17 protein-coding genes and 1 pseudogene are annotated in these 15,869 nt (G+C 64.2%); 7 read left to right on the forward strand and 11 right to left on the reverse strand.

Annotated features, from left to right (window positions below; translation table 11 throughout):
- Window position 1 precedes the first annotated feature (1 nt).
- The 3 genes from nusB to B5525_RS35645 all read right to left on the reverse strand — a co-directional run bounded on the left by nusB (window position 2) and on the right by B5525_RS35645 (window position 2,550).
- Window positions 2–517, reverse strand: a complete 516-nt coding sequence (gene nusB / locus B5525_RS35635; protein ID WP_079570588.1) for a transcription antitermination factor NusB — start codon at window positions 515–517, stop codon at window positions 2–4.
- A gap of 2 nt (window positions 518–519) precedes the next feature.
- Entirely contained in the window at window positions 520–1,011 is a 492-nt protein-coding gene (ribH, locus tag B5525_RS35640) for a 6,7-dimethyl-8-ribityllumazine synthase (RefSeq protein ID WP_079570590.1), read from the reverse strand.
- Between the two features lie 159 nt (window positions 1,012–1,170).
- Window positions 1,171–2,550, reverse strand: coding sequence for an Nramp family divalent metal transporter (locus B5525_RS35645; RefSeq protein WP_079570591.1), 1,380 nt, complete (start codon window positions 2,548–2,550; stop codon window positions 1,171–1,173).
- 158 nt (window positions 2,551–2,708) lie between these two features.
- On the opposite strand from B5525_RS35645, the gene B5525_RS35650 reads away from it, so the two are divergent.
- Window positions 2,709–3,941, forward strand: coding sequence for an MFS transporter (locus tag B5525_RS35650; protein WP_154073916.1), 1,233 nt, complete (start codon window positions 2,709–2,711; stop codon window positions 3,939–3,941).
- A 400-nt stretch (window positions 3,942–4,341) separates the two neighbouring features.
- Here the strand turns inward: B5525_RS35650 and B5525_RS35655 are convergent, their stop codons facing one another.
- Window positions 4,342–5,544 carry an IS110 family transposase gene (locus B5525_RS35655; RefSeq protein WP_079567907.1) on the reverse strand — a complete coding sequence of 401 codons (1,203 nt, stop codon included), beginning with the start codon at window positions 5,542–5,544 and terminating at the stop codon, window positions 4,342–4,344.
- A gap of 215 nt (window positions 5,545–5,759) precedes the next feature.
- Here B5525_RS35655 and B5525_RS35660 point away from each other — a divergent pair, with 215 nt between their 5' ends.
- Window positions 5,760–6,977 (forward strand): multidrug effflux MFS transporter, encoded by a 1,218-nt coding sequence (locus B5525_RS35660; RefSeq protein ID WP_079570593.1) that lies wholly within the window; start codon window positions 5,760–5,762, stop codon window positions 6,975–6,977.
- A 194-nt stretch (window positions 6,978–7,171) separates the two neighbouring features.
- Here B5525_RS35660 and B5525_RS35665 read toward each other — a convergent pair whose 3' ends face one another.
- Window positions 7,172–7,468: a DUF3551 domain-containing protein gene (locus B5525_RS35665; protein WP_079570594.1), complete on the reverse strand. Its 297-nt coding sequence runs from the start codon at window positions 7,466–7,468 to the stop codon at window positions 7,172–7,174.
- On the opposite strand from B5525_RS35665, the gene B5525_RS45630 reads away from it, so the two are divergent.
- On the forward strand, window positions 7,419–7,634 hold the full coding sequence (locus B5525_RS45630; RefSeq protein ID WP_172899788.1) for a hypothetical protein: 216 nt from the start codon (window positions 7,419–7,421) through the stop codon (window positions 7,632–7,634). The genes B5525_RS35665 and B5525_RS45630 overlap by 50 nt on opposite strands.
- A gap of 271 nt (window positions 7,635–7,905) precedes the next feature.
- Here B5525_RS45630 and B5525_RS35670 read toward each other — a convergent pair whose 3' ends face one another.
- From B5525_RS35670 to B5525_RS46870, 6 genes and pseudogenes are all read right to left on the reverse strand, one after another.
- A complete protein-coding gene (locus B5525_RS35670) occupies window positions 7,906–9,171 on the reverse strand; it encodes an adenylate/guanylate cyclase domain-containing protein (RefSeq protein WP_079570596.1) in 1,266 nt (421 codons plus the stop codon).
- A 61-nt stretch (window positions 9,172–9,232) separates the two neighbouring features.
- Window positions 9,233–9,639 (reverse strand): annotated as a pseudogene (gene arsC / locus B5525_RS35675) (arsenate reductase (glutaredoxin)).
- Entirely contained in the window at window positions 9,636–10,334 is a 699-nt protein-coding gene (locus tag B5525_RS35680; RefSeq protein WP_079570598.1) for an aquaporin, read from the reverse strand. Before B5525_RS35680 ends, arsC begins: the two are co-directional and overlap by 4 nt.
- Window positions 10,334–10,861: an arsenate reductase ArsC gene (locus B5525_RS35685; protein WP_079570599.1), complete on the reverse strand. Its 528-nt coding sequence runs from the start codon at window positions 10,859–10,861 to the stop codon at window positions 10,334–10,336. Before B5525_RS35685 ends, B5525_RS35680 begins: the two co-directional genes overlap by 1 nt.
- Entirely contained in the window at window positions 10,854–11,216 is a 363-nt protein-coding gene (locus B5525_RS35690) for an ArsR/SmtB family transcription factor (RefSeq protein ID WP_079570601.1), read from the reverse strand. The genes B5525_RS35685 and B5525_RS35690 overlap by 8 nt, the downstream gene beginning before the upstream one ends.
- A gap of 86 nt (window positions 11,217–11,302) precedes the next feature.
- On the reverse strand, window positions 11,303–11,503 hold the full coding sequence (locus B5525_RS46870) for a GDCCVxC domain-containing (seleno)protein (RefSeq protein ID WP_079574239.1): 201 nt from the start codon (window positions 11,501–11,503) through the stop codon (window positions 11,303–11,305).
- Window positions 11,504–11,748: 245 nt separating this feature from the next.
- Here B5525_RS46870 and B5525_RS35700 point away from each other — a divergent pair, with 245 nt between their 5' ends.
- Genes B5525_RS35700 through B5525_RS35715 form a run of 4 tightly spaced genes read left to right on the forward strand, consistent with a single transcriptional unit; the run spans window position 11,749 to window position 15,861 of the window.
- On the forward strand, window positions 11,749–12,063 hold the full coding sequence (locus tag B5525_RS35700) for an ArsR/SmtB family transcription factor (protein WP_079570602.1): 315 nt from the start codon (window positions 11,749–11,751) through the stop codon (window positions 12,061–12,063).
- A 49-nt stretch (window positions 12,064–12,112) separates the two neighbouring features.
- The gene (locus tag B5525_RS35705; protein WP_079570604.1) at window positions 12,113–13,477 is read left to right on the forward strand and encodes an FAD-dependent oxidoreductase; all 1,365 of its coding nucleotides are present in this window, start codon (window positions 12,113–12,115) and stop codon (window positions 13,475–13,477) included.
- A gap of 51 nt (window positions 13,478–13,528) precedes the next feature.
- Entirely contained in the window at window positions 13,529–14,698 is a 1,170-nt protein-coding gene (locus B5525_RS35710; RefSeq protein ID WP_172900041.1) for an MFS transporter, read from the forward strand.
- On the forward strand, window positions 14,695–15,861 hold the full coding sequence (locus tag B5525_RS35715) for an MFS transporter (RefSeq protein ID WP_079570605.1): 1,167 nt from the start codon (window positions 14,695–14,697) through the stop codon (window positions 15,859–15,861). The genes B5525_RS35710 and B5525_RS35715 overlap by 4 nt, the downstream gene beginning before the upstream one ends.
- Window positions 15,862–15,869 lie beyond the last annotated feature (8 nt).

The raw sequence follows: 15,869 nt of genomic DNA on the forward strand, positions 1-15,869 counted from the left end.
GTCACCCGCCTGCCCGCGAAAACTCGTCGGCGCGGAACTGGCGGGCGATCTGGTCGAGCACCGCGTTCACCATGCCGGTCTCCTCGGCCTCGACAAAGGCATGCGCGACGTCGACATATTCCGACACCACGACGCGGCCGGGCACGTCCTTGCGGTGCTCGAGTTCATAGGCGCCGGCCCGCAGCACCGCGCGCAAAATCGCGTCGATCCGCTTCAACGGCCAGCCCTTCGACAGTGCCTCGTCGATCAAGGGATCGAGTTTGCCCTGGTCGCGCACCACGCCGGCGACGACGTCCTTGAAAAACGCGGCTTCGGCCGGAAGGTATTTGTCGCCCTCGACCTCGTTGCCGAGCCAATGGCTCTCGAACTCGGCGAAGATGTCGTTGATCCCGGCGCCGCCGATGTCCATCTGGTAGAGCGCCTGCACGGCGGCAAGCCGCGCCGCGCCGCGCCGGTTGGCTTTTTTGTCGGCCCCCTTTGCGGGCTTCTTGTCCTGGCTTTTCTTGTTCTCCGCCATGATCAGATCCGCACCAGCCGGCGCTTGATCCGCAGCATCGCCAGTGCCGCGCGCGCGGCGTCGCCGCCCTTGTTGAGCTCGCCGGCTCTGGCCCGCGCCCAGGCCTGCGCCTCATTGTTGACGGTGATGATGCCGTTGCCGAGCGGCATGCGTCTGCCCACCGAAAGGTCCATCAGCGCGCGCGAGGATTCCATCGAGACGATTTCGAAATGGATGGTGTCGCCCCGGATCACGCAGCCGAGCGCAATCGCGGCATCGTAGGGCTTGCCGGTGCTTTCGGCGACATCGAGCGCGATCGCTATCGCGGCCGGAATCTCCAGCGCGCCGGGCACCGTGATGACGTCGTGGTTCAGCCCGGCGGCCTTCAGCTCCGCCACCGCGCCTTCCATCAGCGCATCCTGGATATCGTCATAGAAGCGCGCCTCGACGATCAGCGCGCGTGCGCCGGAAATGTCGGTCTGATCCTTCAAGGGTGCGCGCCGCGCGTCTGCCATCGTCTGTTCAATCCATCTGCGACCTATCCGCAAACATACGGATGCTGCGCGTTGTAGTCGCCACGGCGGATGAAGCCAAGCGCGAATACACTACCGGTTCTCCGCCCCGGCCGGCCTGATCGGACGACGAGGTCCGTTGGTGGGGCGCACCACCGCGCCTCACCCGCTCACGTAATCCCACACCAGTTTTGCGTTCAGCGCGATGATTACCGCCGCAGTCAGCGCCGCCAGCACCGTCAGCCAGCGCGGCGCGACGAAGGGGCCCATCTTGGCGCGGCTGGCGGTGAACATCACCAGCGGCACCACCGCGAACGGCAGTTGCAGGCTGAGCACCACCTGGCTCAAAATCAGCAGCTGCCCGGTTGCCTTGCCACCGGCCCAGATCGTCACGACCACCGCCGGCACGATCGCGATCATCCGCGTCACCAGCCGCCGCAGCCACGGCGCGATGCGCAGGTTGAGAAAGCCCTCCATCACGATCTGGCCCGACAGCGTCGCGGTGATGGTCGAGTTGAGCCCGCAGCACAAAAGCGCGATCGCAAACAGCGTCGGCGCCAGCGTCGAGCCCAGCAGCGGCGCGAGGAACGCGTGGGCCTGATCGAGTTCGGCGACGTCGGTCTTGCCGGCGCGGTGATAGGTCGCCGCGGCCAGGATCAGGATCGAAGCGTTGATGGTCAGTGCGAGACACAGCGCGATCGAGGAATCGATGGTCGCAAGCTTGATCGCCTCGCGCTTCTCCTCGGTGCTGTCGCCATAGCCGCGGGTCTGCACCAGCCCGGAATGCAGATAGAGATTATGCGGCATCACGGTGGCGCCGAGAATGCCGAGCGCCAGATACAGCATCTCGCGATTGGCGAAGATATCCGACGTCGGCGCAAACCCCTTGATCACCGCGCCCCAATCGGGGTCGGCCATCGCAATCTGCACCGCAAAACACGCCGCGATCACGCCGAGCATCGCCACGACGAACCCCTCGATCCAGCGGAAGCCGAACGCCTGGAGCGCCAGGATCAGGAACACGTCGGCCGCGGTGATGATGACGCCGATCTCGAGCGGAATGTGAAACAGCAGATTGAGGCCGATGGCGGTGCCGATCACTTCGGCGAGATCGGTGGCGGTGATGGCGATTTCCGCCGACAGCCACAGCGGCAACGACACCCAGCGCGGATAGGAATCGCGGCAGGCCTGCGCGAGGTCGCGCCCGGCGCCGACGCCGAGCCGCGTGCACAGCGACTGCAGCACGATTGCCATCAGATTGGACAACAACGCCACGAACAACAGCGCGTAGCCGAACTTGGAACCGCCGGCGAGCGAAGTCGCCCAGTTGCCGGGATCCATGTAGCCGACCGCGACCAGATAACCCGGACCGAGAAACGCCAGCAGCTTGCGGAAGAACGAGCCTTGTTTGGCCGTCCGCACCGTCGCGAACATGCCCGCGAGCGAGGGATCACCACGCTCGCCGCGCCAGCCGGTCAGCGCGGCTGCCGGGGCAACGTTGGCCGGGGAATCGGGGGGCAAGCCGGGAGACCGAGCGTCCATGTCAGGAGGATGGCGGATATTCAATTTTATTGCAACTCATTTGCAAGTGCATCTGGCTGCCGCCTTCCTCATATCGGGAAGCGGGTGGCCCGGCGGGTTCCCAATATCAGACAATGCCTGCAGACCGACGAATGCAAGGAGATCCCATGATGTCCGCGATCGAAACCACCCCCCGCCTGCCCCCGACTTTCAACCGCCTGGCGTGGTCCAATCTTGCCGCGCAATCCGCCGAGCAGATTGCGCTGGCGGCGGCTCCGATCGTCGCGGTGCTGTTGCTCGGCGTCGGCGAAGGCCAGACCGGCCTGTTGCAGACCGCACTGACGCTGCCGTTCATCCTGTTCGCAATCCCCGCAGGCCTGCTCGCCGACCGCATCTCGCGGCGGCGGCTGATGGCCGGCGCGGAAGCGCTGCGGGCGGCGGCCCTGCTTGCGATCCTCCTGCTGATCGGGCTGAACCTCCTGACGCTGCCCCTGCTCGCGCTGTCGGGCTTCGTCGCGGTCTGCGGTACGGTGGTCTACAGCGTGGCGGCGCCCGCTTTGGTGCCGTCGCTTGTGTCGCCGCCACTATTGCCCGCGGCCAATGCGCGGATCGAACTGGCGCGTACGGTCGCTTTCGCCTCGGGGCCGGCGCTCGGCGGCGTGCTGGTGGGATGGGTGGGTGCTGCGCCCGCGTTTGGTTTCGCCGCGGCGCTTTCCGTGATCGCGGTGGTGCTGCTCTCGGGGATCTACGAACCTACCCGGCAACCGGCGCCGCGACGCCATCCGCTGCAGGATATAAGGGAGGGTGCCGCCTTCGTGCTGCATCATCCGCTGCTGCGCCCGGTCTTCGTCACTCAGTTCATCTTCAACACCGCTTCCTTCCTGCTGCTCGCGGTGTTCGTGCCCTATGCGGTGCGGCGCCTCGGCCTCTCGGCGACCGGTGTCGGCACCACGCTCGCGATGTACGGTGTAGGCATGGTAGCCGGCGCACTCCTGGCGACCCGGGTGATGCGGCGCCTCGCGTTCGGCACCGTGATCGGACTTGGACCGGTGACCGGGTTTGTCGCCGCGGGCGTGATGGCGCTGACGACGATCATTCCGAGCCCGGCGCTGGCGGGTTTGAGCTTCTTTCTGCTCGGCGTGGGGCCGATCCTGTGGGTGATCTCCACCACCACCTTAAGGCAGTCGGTGACGCCGCCGCGGCTGTTGGGGCGGGTCTCCGCCATCAACATCATGAGTTATGGCGCCCGCCCGCTCGGCTCCGCGCTCGGCGCCATCGTCGGCGGGGTTTATGGGGCTGAGATGTGCCTCTATCTCGCGGCAGCGATCTTCGCGGTCCAGGCGCTGGTGATCCTGATGTCGCCGGCAGTCTCGCTGGCGCGACAGCCGGAAATGGTTTGTGAGGCCGCGTAGGCGTAACGAGACTGCTGATAGCCAACCATTCGTCATTGGGGGCGCAGCGAAGCAATCGATCGAGCAACAGCAAGAAAGCTGGATTGCTCACATGGGGATGGTGTGTGTCAATAAGTCTTCTTCCTTATGTTTGCGATCCGAGGTCCGAGCCGGCTTTGACGATCTGGTTTGCCTGCCAGATCAAACTCACATTCGGTCGTCGCTCGAGGCGACCGCACCAGGATTCCGCTTGCGACGGGTAGGCTCGAGAGGACGGGACCATTCTTCGTTGCGGCATTTGAAGCCATGCAATCCATCGGTTCGTCGACCCGGATCGGCCGAGGCTGATCAGGCCTTGGCTGATTGGTTTTGTTGGTTGTCCTGCGTTGGTGACAGAAGGTTCCGGAAGTGCGAGCCTTTGCTAGGTGGCGGCCTTCATCGCAGCTCCCTCGATGACGACGCCCTGTGTGACGTACTTCCACAAAGCGATGAGCAGCTTGCGCGCCAGTGCAACGATGGAGCCCTTGCGGCCTCGCTCGCCGCGCGCGTTGAACCAGCGGGCCAGCGCCGATTCTGGCTGATGGCGCAGCCAAAGCCAGGCGAGCTGGACCATCAAGGTACGCAGTCGCGGATTGCCGGCTTTCGACAAGCCCTGCTCGTGCATAACCGCGCCGCTTCGCCAGGGCGTCGCCGCCAGACCTGCATAGGCTGCGACCTGGCGGCGATTGGAGAACTGTCGAGACAGTCCTTCCGACCAGAGAATAGCGGCGGAGTGATCGCCGATCCCCTTCACGGTCAGCAACATCGCCACCGCGTTGCGCGGCTCTGCCTCGGACACCGCCTTCTCGGGACCGGAACCCGCCTCGGGCGCCGCCTTGCTTTCCGCGGCCAGCACGGCCTCCTGCTCGGCCTCGACGGAGCGGATCTGGTCGATCAGCAGTTCGAGCCGGTCAAGTTCCCGGCTGATCTGGGTCTTCAGATGCACCGGCAGGGGCCGTCCGTCTCCAGTGCGCAAGCCCTCAAGCCGCTTCCGCCGGTCGCGCCGCAGCGGCGCGTAGTCGGATATTCCTTGCGCGAACAGAAGCCCCTTGATCCGGTTGGTGTGCACGATCCTCTCGTCGAGCAACGTCTGGCGCTCGCGGCAAAGCCTGCGACGATCCTCTTCTTCAGGCGAAGGCGCAACCACCATGGCGCACACCCGCGGCTCGCCGCGCTTGAAGGCCAACAGTGCTCGCAACAGTGCCTCGCCGTCGATCTTGTCCGTCTTGGCCCGTCGGCGCCGGCGCGACGTCGCGATCGAAGCCGCATCGACCACGTGGCTCTCGATCCCTTCATCCTGCAGAACCCGGTGCACCCAAAACCCGTCAAGGCCGGCCTCATGAATGGTCATGATCGGATAATCCGATCCCGTGCGTTCTTTTGCCTTGCGTTTAAGGTCCGCAAACCGTGCCAACAATCCGCCGACGTCGCCCGCCGCCAGGCTATATTGCGACATCTTCTCCCCGTTGCCGGGCGACAGCGACGTCAGCACCCACTTCGAACGACTGAGTTCCAACGAAACGAAAATTGCGCCAAACTGTGTGCGGATAGCGGTCGGTCCAACGGAAGGATGATCGTGCAACATCGGTGGTCTCCAGGGTGGGTGGTTGAACAACCTCAGTCTGGCGTCAGACTTGGCCGCTATCCACCCCCATGGAATCTTCGTCGCTTCGCTCCTCGCAACGACGGTCAAACGCTCTCAGGCTACCCTGCCATCAGACATTGCGGTTTGGCGTCGCCGGAACTTCCCAAGGGTGTTTTATATGATATACATCATGTTAAATCACCGTAGGAGCTTCCATGGCCGACGAGACCATCTCTCATGTAACCGCAACGCCTCGCCCGGAAGTCTCCTCCACCTTCCTGCAGATCGCCGTGCTCGCTGCACTGGCTGCCACCGGAACGCTCGCCACCAACATCCTGCTGCCGTCGCTGCCGCAGATGGCCACGTCGTTGAAAGTGTCGACCGCGTCCGTCACCTCCGCGATCACGATTTTCCTGACCGTGTTCGCGATCGGCCAGCTCGTGGTCGGGCCCATCTCGGACCGCTACGGCAGGCGCTGGCCGGTGCTGACCGGCTTTGCCGTGTTCCTCACCGGCAGCCTCTGGTGCGGGCTCGCCAATGATTTGCCGGACCTGCTGATCGGCCGCGTCATCCAGGCCGCCGGCGCCTGCGCGACCTCGGTGCTGTCGCGCGCGATTGCCCGCGACCTGTTTTCCGGCGCCGCGCTGGCGCGAGCGATGGCGCTGATCATGATCGCGATGGCGGCAGCGCCCGGCTTCTCGCCGCTGCTCGGCGGCGCACTCGATCATTATTTCGGCTGGCGTTCCGAATTTGCCTTTGTCGGGCTGTTCGCAACCCTTGGCGCCGTCGCCTACAGCGCGGTGCTCGGCGAAACCCACCGCTCGACGCGAATTCCGCTCGATCCGCTGGCGATCGCAAGGACCTATTTCGGGCTCTCGACCGATCGCCGCTTCCTGGTTCCAGCCGCGACCGTCAGCCTGATTATGGGCGGGCTGTTCGCGATGTTCTCGGCGGCACCGCGGGTGTTGATCGAAGGGCTGGGCTTCACGCCGATCCAGCTCGGGCTGTTCTTCGCCGGCACCGTCATGATCGTGTTCGCCGCCGGCATGCTGGCGACGCAGCTGGCGCCGCGCTTCGGGCTCGACCGTTCGATCCGGGGCGGCCTGGTGGCCGCCGCCGCCGGCAGCGTCGCCATCCTGCTGGTCGCGAGCCTACACGCCACCTTCCTGCCGTTCCTTGGCGCTATGTGCGTGTTCCTGCTCGGCATGGGCATCGTCAATCCGCTCGGCACGGCGCAGGCGCTGTCCCCGTTCGGCGAGAAAGCAGGTGCGGCTTCGGCGCTCGTCGGCTTCTGGCAGATGATGGGCGCGGCGATCGGGGTTTTTCTGGCGGCAACCCTGTCGCGCGACGCGATGTTCGCTCTCGGCATCGTGCTGACGGTCGGCTCGCTGCTGGCGGCCGGGCTATATACGATGCGCAGCGGACCCAACTAGCGCGCGGTCGGTGCTCTAAATGTACTTCCGCTTTCGGCGGCACAGCGGACGACCGAACTTGCTGGTGCCGCGCCCCCGCCGCGAATGATCCATCTGCGACATCAGCCGCACAGTCATGGCTTGTCAAATTCTTGCGGCCTCCGAGATCAAACTCGGGGGCCGCACCGTTCGAATCGAATTCTCAGACCGGCCGATCACTGCACGGCGGGTTGTTTCCGGGACCGAAGCTCTCTTCCGGATTGTGATTGCTTTGATTGAGCCATGGAGTCGCTGGAATCCTTGGACGAGGAAGCGAGCGAGCACGTGCCACCGATACCGGCGGATGCGGCCCGGCACGCCTCCATGGTCTGATAACCGCAGCCATGAGCTGTTTGAGCGCCATTCGTAATGCAGTAGTCGTCTGCCTGAGCGGCGGACGCTGTCATAACAAAAAGCGCAAACGTGAACATCGTCGCAGCGGTGGCTGCGAACGTTTTCGAGGTCGGTGTCATTTTGTCTTTTTCCTGTTTTCAGGTCCCACAAAAGATTCCTCAGCGTGCGATCCACGCTGGGTTTCTCGAGCGTGCATTAAAGCGCCGGGTTGGGTCTGGCAATTACGGTCATCCGCATCGCAGCTATTCCCAAATTCGCTCTCAAGTTTGGGTGTTCGAACTGTGATGCACAGTTACGAAGTTGTGTGCGTTGGTGCCGCTTGCAGGCAACGATGAAAAACATTTGCTACCGCGGGCGACGCGATCGAATGAATTTTTCTGTACGGCGCACGAGTCCGGTGTTGGCACATCACGTTACTTTGTTGAGCTGCGGATTGTTGCTCTCGGGCATGGCGGACTCTGGCAGCGATCCGCCCGGTAGATCTACGAGTTCACGGCCGAGCTGGCAGGTTCGGCGACAGACATAGATCAAGCGCCGAGGTGGCTGCGCCGAACAGTCACATCTCTGTCGCCAGATAACGCGCGTAGCCCTCGGCCGTCGCCGCATCCGAGCCGATGTCGGGATCGAGTGTATAGAGGTCCTGCGCACGGCCGATGCCGCGCAAGGCAAAGCGACCGGTGGAAACAAGGTAGCCCTGACCGACGGCGTCAAGGCCGGTACGGAAATCCGAGGACGCGAGGAGTTCGCGGTCGACCGAGCGGCACATCGAGGCGATGCGGCTGACCTCGTTGACCGCGGGCCCCACCACGGTGAAGTCGAGCCGGTCCTCGCTGCCGACATTGCCGTAGAAGACGTCGCCGACATGCAGGCCGACCCAGGCCGACGTCGTCGGCCGGCCATTACGCGCGCGGCGGGCGTTCAGCTCGGCCATGTTGTGTCGCAAGCGATGTTCGGCCCGCAGTGCGGCGCGTTTGGCCGCGGCGGTGTCAGCGCTGGTGAACATCGCCAGCACGCCGTCCCCGATCAGCTTGAGCACGTCGCCGCCCTCGTCATGGACGGCGTCGATGGCGGCCTGCGCGTAATCGTTGAGGAACGGAATGATCTCGTCGGGCCCGATGCTTTCCGAAATCGCGGTCGAGTCGCGAAGATCGGAAAACCACAAGACCGCTTTGATGCGCTCGGTGACCCCGCGCGAGATCTTTCCGCGCAATACCTGTTCGGAAGCATCGCGCCCGAGATAGACCCGGCCCAGCGTGCGCGCGATATCGATCTGGGCGGCCGATTTGATCGCGAGCCCCAATACCGGCACGAGGTCGCGCAGCGCGGCCAGTCCCTGCTCGCCAAAGCCCTCGGCACGGCGCGTCAACCAGTAGGAATAAACGCAATCCATCTGGCCGATGGTTCCGGCTTCGCCGAAGCGATGCACGAAGGCGACAAAGTGCCGGTGGCCCCTGGCGGCGAGATCGTCGATCATCGTAAAATCCAGCGAGGCGCAATCAGCAAGGTCGATCTGCACGTCGTCGTGGCCGTTTTCGAGCATGTGATGGAAGACCGAGCGGCGCCAGTTCTGCGCGGCGTCGCCCTCGCCGGTCGGTCCATATTCGAACGTATTGCTCTCGTCGATTTCGGTGTCGTTCCAGCGAAATCCGCGCCCCTCGAAGATCGGGTGCAGCGTGTCGATGAACACCAGCCCGCGCGACAGTTCGAGACCTCCGGCCCGGCAACGTTCGCAGAATCCGCGAACCAGCTCGATTTCGGGCAGGCCGGTCAGGCCCTGGCTCACCAGCCAGTTCATCAGGTGCAGTCGGGGTGCGATATCCATGAAACCATTGTGCCGCGCAACCATGCGCGGCGAAAGACTCTGGCGCGTTCCATGAGCCAGTCTACGATGTCGCCCGCGTCACGGCCTCGCCGTCTTCCTTGACGAAGGACGCGACTGGATGCTCGAGCAGATCGAGCACGGCCTCCGACGGCCGGCACAATTTGACGCCTTTGGGGTCACCACGATCGGCCGGTTGATCAGGATCGGATGCGCCAGCATGACATCGATCAGCTGGTCGTCGCTCCATTTGGGATCGGCAAGCCCGAGTTCCGCATAGGGCGTGCCTTTTTCGCGCAACAGCGCGCGAACCGGGATTGCCATCGCCGTGATCAGCTCGACCAGCCGCACCCGGCTGGGCGGATTCTTCAGATATTCGATCACCTCGGGCTCCTCGCCGCTCTGGCGGATCATGGCCAGCGTGTTGCGCGAGGTGCCGCAGGCGGGGTTGTGATAGATCGTGACGGTCATGGTTGAGCTTCCCTGGCCATGGCAGCTCCCACGCCTCCGGCGCGCAGCAGCCAGCTCATCAGCATCAGCGCTGCGACCGAGCCGCAAAGTTCGGCGGCGATGAAGCCGGGGAGGTCGATGGGGCGAATTCCGGAAAAACTGTTGGTCAGTGAGCGCGCGATCGCGACCGCAGGGTTCGCGAACGACGTCGACGAGGTGAACCAATAGGCCGCGGTGATGTAAAGGCCGACCAGCCAGGGCACGGCGCCGCGCTCAAAGCGGATACCGGCAAGAATGGCAGCCACCAGGCCGAACGCGGCAACGCCTTCCGCCAGCCATTGCGCGCCGCCGGTTCGGATCTTGAGCGAGGCATCGAGCAGCGGCAGCGCGAACATCGCGTGCGCCACCATGGTTCCGGCAACGCCGCCGGCGACCTGCGCCAGAACATACGACAACGCCTCGCGCGGCGGCAGCTCGCGCTTGAGCGCAAACACCAGGGTGACGGCGGGATTGAAATGCGCCCCCGAAATAGGGCCGAGAATGGTGATGAGAACCACCAGCATCGCGCCGGTGGCGAGGGTGTTGCCGAGCAGCGCCAGCGCCACGTCCCTGGTGAGGCTTTCGGCCATGATGCCGGAGCCGACCACCGTCGCCACCAAGAGCGCGGTGCCCAGCGCTTCCGCTGTCAGCCGGCGCGGCAGATCAAAGCCAGGCATCAGCTGGCCTTCTGCCGGCCGGAGGTGGCTCCCGCACTACGGCCGATATCGCGCAGCCTGGTGCCGAGCGACAGGCGATCGATGCTTTCCAATGGCAGGCTGGTGAAGGCGGCAATGCGATTCTTGAGATAGCGAAACGCCGCAACGAACGCCGCTTCCTTTTGTATGTCGGTGCCCCCGGCTTCGGCTGGGTCTTCAATGCCCCAATGCGCCGTCATCGGCTGGCCGGGCCATACCGGACAGGACTCGCCGGCTGCGTTGTCGCAGACGGTGAAAACGAAATCCATCACCGGCGCATCGGGCGACGCGAATTCCTCCCAGCTCTTCGAACGCAGATCGTCTGATGGGTAATCCAGGCTCTTGAGAACCTTGATGGCAAACCGATTCACGTTCCCTTTCGGCTGGCTGCCGGCGGAGAAGGCGCGGAAGTGGCGGTGACCGTCTTTTCGCAGAATCGATTCCGCCAAAATCGAACGCGCGCTGTTGCCGGTGCACAGGAACAGAACGTTGTAGATGCGCTCAGACATGGGCCTTCCTCCTCGGCTTCGGTGGAGAACACGGCGTGAGGCTTTCGACCATCGGCGCGCAGATTTCGGGCCGGCCGTCGCAACAATCCCTCAGCATGAACAGCATGACGTCCTGAAATCGCGTGAGATCGGCGCGATAGACGATCGATCGGCCGAAGCGCTGTGCCGAGATCAGCCCCGCGCGCGATAAAATCGATAGATGCGAAGACATGGTGTTTTGCGGCACCGCCAGTGCCTTGGCAATGTCACCGGCCGCGAGCCCCTGCGGCTCGTGCTTTACCAACAGGCGAAACACCTCTAGCCGCGTGGATTGCGCCAGCGCAGCGAGTGCAAGAATTGCATCTTCCGATTCCATATATCCAGACTTATGGATATTTTGTCGTTTGTCAACAAGGCTGGGCACCGTATCGGGCCCTTGCCCCGGTCACTACTACCGCCGAACTAGCAGCACTTCTTGGTCTCTTGTACCGGCGGACAGGGAACTGAACCATAAGAGCAGAATACACAACAATCGCCTGCGAGCGGCTTCAGTCTCTCGCCGCAGCCCTTGCAATCGTAAAAAAACTGGCAGGCGTCAGTGGGCATGGTCTCGACCGACCGATGGCCGCATTTCGGGCAAGTCAGCGTTGATTTCAGCTGCATGAACGGCGCACCTTGATTGCAGGCTTCCATAGTAGCCAGATATCTCACCGCCGCGAGCGGGGAAATCAAATTGGCGATGGAACAGGCCACACACTACCGGAATGGCACGATCCTGCCCCCTGATCCTCCTTACGCTGCTTTGGCATCCGCTGCTACATCGGCCGGACGAGCATTAGACAAATAGTATTTCCATTATTCCGGAAATATCAATTGACAGCGTCTCCAGAGAATGACAGATTATCGTCATGAAGCTGGATGATGCCGCCGCCCATCTCGAAGCCCTGGGAAATCCCACCCGGCTTAAGATCTATCGTGCGCTCGTGCGTGCCGGCGATGCCGGACTCGCCGTCGGCCGCCTGCAGGACAAGCTGAAGATCGCCCCCTCAACGCTGTCCCATCACATCAAGACATTGATGGTGGTCGGACTCATCAATCAGGTGCGGGATGCGACCACCCTGGTGTGTCACGCCAATTACGACGTGATGCGGGGGCTGGTGGAATTTCTGGTCGCGGAGTGCTGCGCCGATACCGCGGAGACCGACGACACCAAGGCGGCATAGTTCGCTTGCGCCCACAATTTCGATATTTCTGGTTTGATGGGAGAAGACCATGAGCGAAGCAAAGACGGTGGCGATCGTCGGCGCCGGCCCAGTCGGGCTCGCCGCCGCCGCCCATGTGCTGGAGCGAGGGCTTCGGCCGATCGTGCTGGAAGCCGGTCACAGCGCCGGGCATTCGGTGCGGCAATGGGGCCACGTTCAGCTGTTCTCGCCGTGGGAGTACAATATCGACCGCGCGGCGGCGCGACTGCTGGCGCCGACCGGATGGAATTCGCCGGCGCCTGAGCAGTATCCGACCGGCAGTGAGCTGGTTGAACGCTATCTCGAGCCGCTCGCCACCAGGACCGTTCTCGCCAGGCATATCCACGCCGATAGCCGCGTCATCGACGTCAGCCGCGCCGGCTTCGACAAGCTGAAGACCAAGGGCCGCGACACCGCGCCGTTCGAAATCCGCTATCAGAACGGCCAAGGCCCCAAGGTAATGAGGGCGGACGCGGTGATCGACGTATCCGGCACCTGGCACTCGCCCAACCCGGCCGGCGCCAACGGCCTGCGTGCCATCGGCGAGACGCAAGCCGCCGACAGGATCGCTTACGGGATGCCCGATGTGCTCGGCAAGGACCGCGCCCGCTACGCCGGCAAGACCGTCGCGGTGCTGGGCGCGGGCCATTCGGCGATCGGCACCCTCACCGATCTCGCGCGGCTCGGGGAACAATCGCCGGCGACTAAACCGATCTGGCTGTTGCGCAGCAATGATCCGGCGAAGGCGTTTGGCGGCGGCGCCAATGACAAGCTTGCCGCCCGCGGCGAACTCGGGGCGGCTTTTGCCGCACTGGTCGCGGCGGAGCGGATCAAGCTGGAGAGCGAATTTCGCGTGTCGCATGTCACTTTAGACGGCCCTCGCCTCATCGTCGGCGCTGGCGGGGCCTGTTGCGGCCGTCAAATCGTCGTGGACGAACTCATCGTGGCGACAGGTTTCCGCCCCGATCTCGATTTCGTGCGCGAACTTCGCATCCAGCTCGATCCGGCGATCGAATGCCCGGCGATGCTGGCGCCGCTGATCGATCCGAACGAACACAGCTGCGGCACCGTGCGGCCACATGGCGCGCGGGAGCTGGCGCAGGCCGAACCCGGCTTCTATTTCGCCGGCATGAAATCCTACGGCCGCGCGCCGACCTTCCTGATGCTGACGGGATATGAACAGGTGCGGTCGATCGCCGCCGATATTGCCGGCGACCGCGAGGCCGCCGAGCGCGTCGAACTGGAACTGCCCGAGACCGGCGTCTGCAATCGGTCGGCCGCGCCTGATGCGAGTAGCTGCTGCGGCGGACTGGCATTTTCGGGTGTTGACGCCTGTTGCGTGGCGGATGCAAATGCCAAGCAAGAAGGCAAAGCAGGGTGCGGGTGCGCGGCTTAAACGCACAAGGTGAGCGGCATTAGGTTAGAAGGCAGGCCCGTTATTGTCGCGATGTGCGTTGGGCAGCTTGGCAGCCTGCTTCCCCATGTCGTGGTGCCATCCATCCTGGCTGCGTTCCTGATTCCGGAATGGCATTTGAGCGGTGCGCAGGCGGGGCTGCTGGCGGGTTCCGGCGCGGCCGGTTACATGTGCGCCGTGCCGGTGCTGGCGACGCTGACCGATCGCATCGATGCGCGCAAAATCCTGATCGCGGGCTCAGCCTTAAGCGCACTCGGCACCCTGCTGTTCGGCCTGTATGCGTCGGGACTTTGGTCCGGCGCATTCTTCAACGCCCTCGCCGGTGTCGGCTTCGCCGGGGCCTACATGCCCGGCCTCAAGGCGCTGACCGATCGTCTGGCACCCGGCGAATCGTCGCGCGCGATCACGCTCTATAAGTCGAGCTTCTCATTCGGCGTCGGCCTGTCCTTCCTGATCTCGCAACTGGTCGCGGAAGGCTGGGGCTGGCGTGCCGCATTCGCAGTGACGGCCTTTGGCCCACTGGTGATGCTGACGGTCTGCTTGCTGCTGCGGCCGGTCGAACCAAGACCCGCGCAGGGCCGCCTCCTGGATTTCGCGCCGGTGTTTCAGAACACGGAAGCCATCGGGTTCGTGCTCGGCTATGGCGCGCATTGTTTCGAGCTCTACGGCATCAGGACCTGGATCGTCGCGTTCTGGACTTTCGTGACGATGAGGAATTCGCAAACCCCTGTTCTGACGCCCATCGTCGTCAGCGTGCTGTTCTCCGTGCTCGCGATGCCCGCGAGCATCCTCGGCAACGAATTCGCGCTGCGGATCGGCCGGCATCGCGCCATTACGGCCGTGATGTTCGCCTCCGCCGTGGTGGCACTGCTGATCGGAATATTCGCCGACAAATCGCCATGGTTCTTGCTGCCCCTGATCCTGGCCTACGCGATCACGGTGCCGGCCGACTCCGGCGCATTGACATCGGGGATGGCGATGGCCGCCGAACCCAGATATCGGGGAGCAACGATGGCGATGCATTCGACGATAGGCTTCAGCCTGTCGGCGCTCGGCGCATGGGTCGTCGGCGTCGCGCTGGATGCGGCAGGCGGTCCACAAAGTCCGGCGGCCTGGATGGCGGCGTTCACGGTGCTGGCGGCGGGGATCATGTCCGGTCCGGTGGCGCTGTATTGGTCCAGACGGACGGCGCTGCAGGCATGAGCGGGCGTCAGCTTCCGATCATTTTGGGCCTCGGCACCTCGCAAACGCTGGCGTGGGCTTCCAGCTACTACCTGCCTGCGATCCTGGCCGATCCGATCGCACGCGATCTCGGCGTGTCCTCGAACTGGATTTTTGCCGCCTTCTCGGCCTCGCTGGTGATCTCGGCGCTGCTCGGCCCGCGCATCGGCCGGCAGATCGATCTCGTCGGCGGCAGGTCCGTGCTGTCGATCTCCAACCTGACGCTGGCGGCGGGACTGGTACTGCTCGGCGCGACCTATTCGGTTCCGGTCCTTGTCATCGCCTGGCTGCTGCTCGGCGTAGGCATGGCCTTTGGCCTCTACGACGCCGCCTTCGCCGCGCTCGGACGCATGCATGGCGACACCGCCCGTCGCTCGATCACCGGCATCACCCTGCTGGCGGGTTTTGCCTCGACCGTGGGATGGCCGCTGACGGCCTTCGGGCTTGAACACATCGGCTGGCGCGACACCTGCTTCGCCTGGGCCGCCGCGCACATCCTGATCGGCCTGCCGATCAATTTCTTCATGCTGCCGCCCGTGAAGGGCGCCAGGACGGCGGTCGCGGCATCGACAAAACCGCACATCCCGATCGACCGGACCATGGTGCTGCTAGCATTCGCCTTCGCCGCGGCCTGGAGCGTCACGGGCGCGATGGCGGCGCATCTGCCGCGCATCCTGGAGGCGGCCGGCGCGACTTCGCTGCAGGCGGTGACGGCCGGTGCCTTGATCGGACCGGCGCAGGTAGCCGCCCGCATCATCGAAGCCAGCTTGCTCAGCCGCTTTCATCCGCTGGTCTCGACCCGCCTTGCCTGCCTGACCCACCCGATCGGCGCCGCCATCTTGGCGCTTTTTGGGGGCGGCGCCGCCGGCGTGTTCGCGGTCTTTCATGGCGCCGGCAACGGCATTCTCACCATCGCGCGCGGCACGCTGCCGCTGGCGATCTTCGGCCCCGAAAACTATGGCTACCGGCTCGGCGTCATCGGTGCGCCGGCGCGGATGGCGCAGGCTGCAGCGCCTTTGGCCTTCGGTCTCTTGATCGACAGCATGGGAAGCCGAATCCTGATCGTCTCCTCGGCGCTCAGCCTTTCCGCGCTATTGGCGCTGTCGCTGTTGCGGCAGCCGCAACGCGCGGATGTGAAGACTTAAGCTGCATT

Source organism: Bradyrhizobium erythrophlei, assembly GCF_900129505.1.
Classification (GTDB): domain Bacteria; phylum Pseudomonadota; class Alphaproteobacteria; order Rhizobiales; family Xanthobacteraceae; genus Bradyrhizobium; species Bradyrhizobium erythrophlei_D.

Excerpts from the sequence above, each read along its gene's own strand:
- B5525_RS35690 (WP_079570601.1), bottom strand. The coding sequence starts at position 11,216 with ATGGAATCGGAAGATGCAATTCTTGCACTCGCTGCGCTGGCGCAATCC.
- B5525_RS35680 (WP_079570598.1), bottom strand. The coding sequence starts at position 10,334 with ATGCCTGGCTTTGATCTGCCGCGCCGGCTGACAGCGGAAGCGCTGGGC.
- B5525_RS35655 (WP_079567907.1), bottom strand. The coding sequence starts at position 5,544 with ATGTTGCACGATCATCCTTCCGTTGGACCGACCGCTATCCGCACACAG.
- B5525_RS35665 (WP_079570594.1), bottom strand. The coding sequence starts at position 7,468 with ATGACACCGACCTCGAAAACGTTCGCAGCCACCGCTGCGACGATGTTC.
- ribH (WP_079570590.1), bottom strand. The coding sequence starts at position 1,011 with ATGGCAGACGCGCGGCGCGCACCCTTGAAGGATCAGACCGACATTTCC.
- B5525_RS35660 (WP_079570593.1), top strand. The coding sequence starts at position 5,760 with ATGGCCGACGAGACCATCTCTCATGTAACCGCAACGCCTCGCCCGGAA.
- B5525_RS35710 (WP_172900041.1), top strand. The coding sequence starts at position 13,529 with ATGTGCGTTGGGCAGCTTGGCAGCCTGCTTCCCCATGTCGTGGTGCCA.
- B5525_RS35670 (WP_079570596.1), bottom strand. The coding sequence starts at position 9,171 with ATGGATATCGCACCCCGACTGCACCTGATGAACTGGCTGGTGAGCCAG.
- B5525_RS46870 (WP_079574239.1), bottom strand. The coding sequence starts at position 11,503 with ATGCAGCTGAAATCAACGCTGACTTGCCCGAAATGCGGCCATCGGTCG.
- B5525_RS35700 (WP_079570602.1), top strand. The coding sequence starts at position 11,749 with ATGAAGCTGGATGATGCCGCCGCCCATCTCGAAGCCCTGGGAAATCCC.
- B5525_RS35645 (WP_079570591.1), bottom strand. The coding sequence starts at position 2,550 with ATGGACGCTCGGTCTCCCGGCTTGCCCCCCGATTCCCCGGCCAACGTT.
- B5525_RS35685 (WP_079570599.1), bottom strand. The coding sequence starts at position 10,861 with ATGTCTGAGCGCATCTACAACGTTCTGTTCCTGTGCACCGGCAACAGC.
- B5525_RS35715 (WP_079570605.1), top strand. The coding sequence starts at position 14,695 with ATGAGCGGGCGTCAGCTTCCGATCATTTTGGGCCTCGGCACCTCGCAA.
- nusB (WP_079570588.1), bottom strand. The coding sequence starts at position 517 with ATGGCGGAGAACAAGAAAAGCCAGGACAAGAAGCCCGCAAAGGGGGCC.
- B5525_RS35705 (WP_079570604.1), top strand. The coding sequence starts at position 12,113 with ATGAGCGAAGCAAAGACGGTGGCGATCGTCGGCGCCGGCCCAGTCGGG.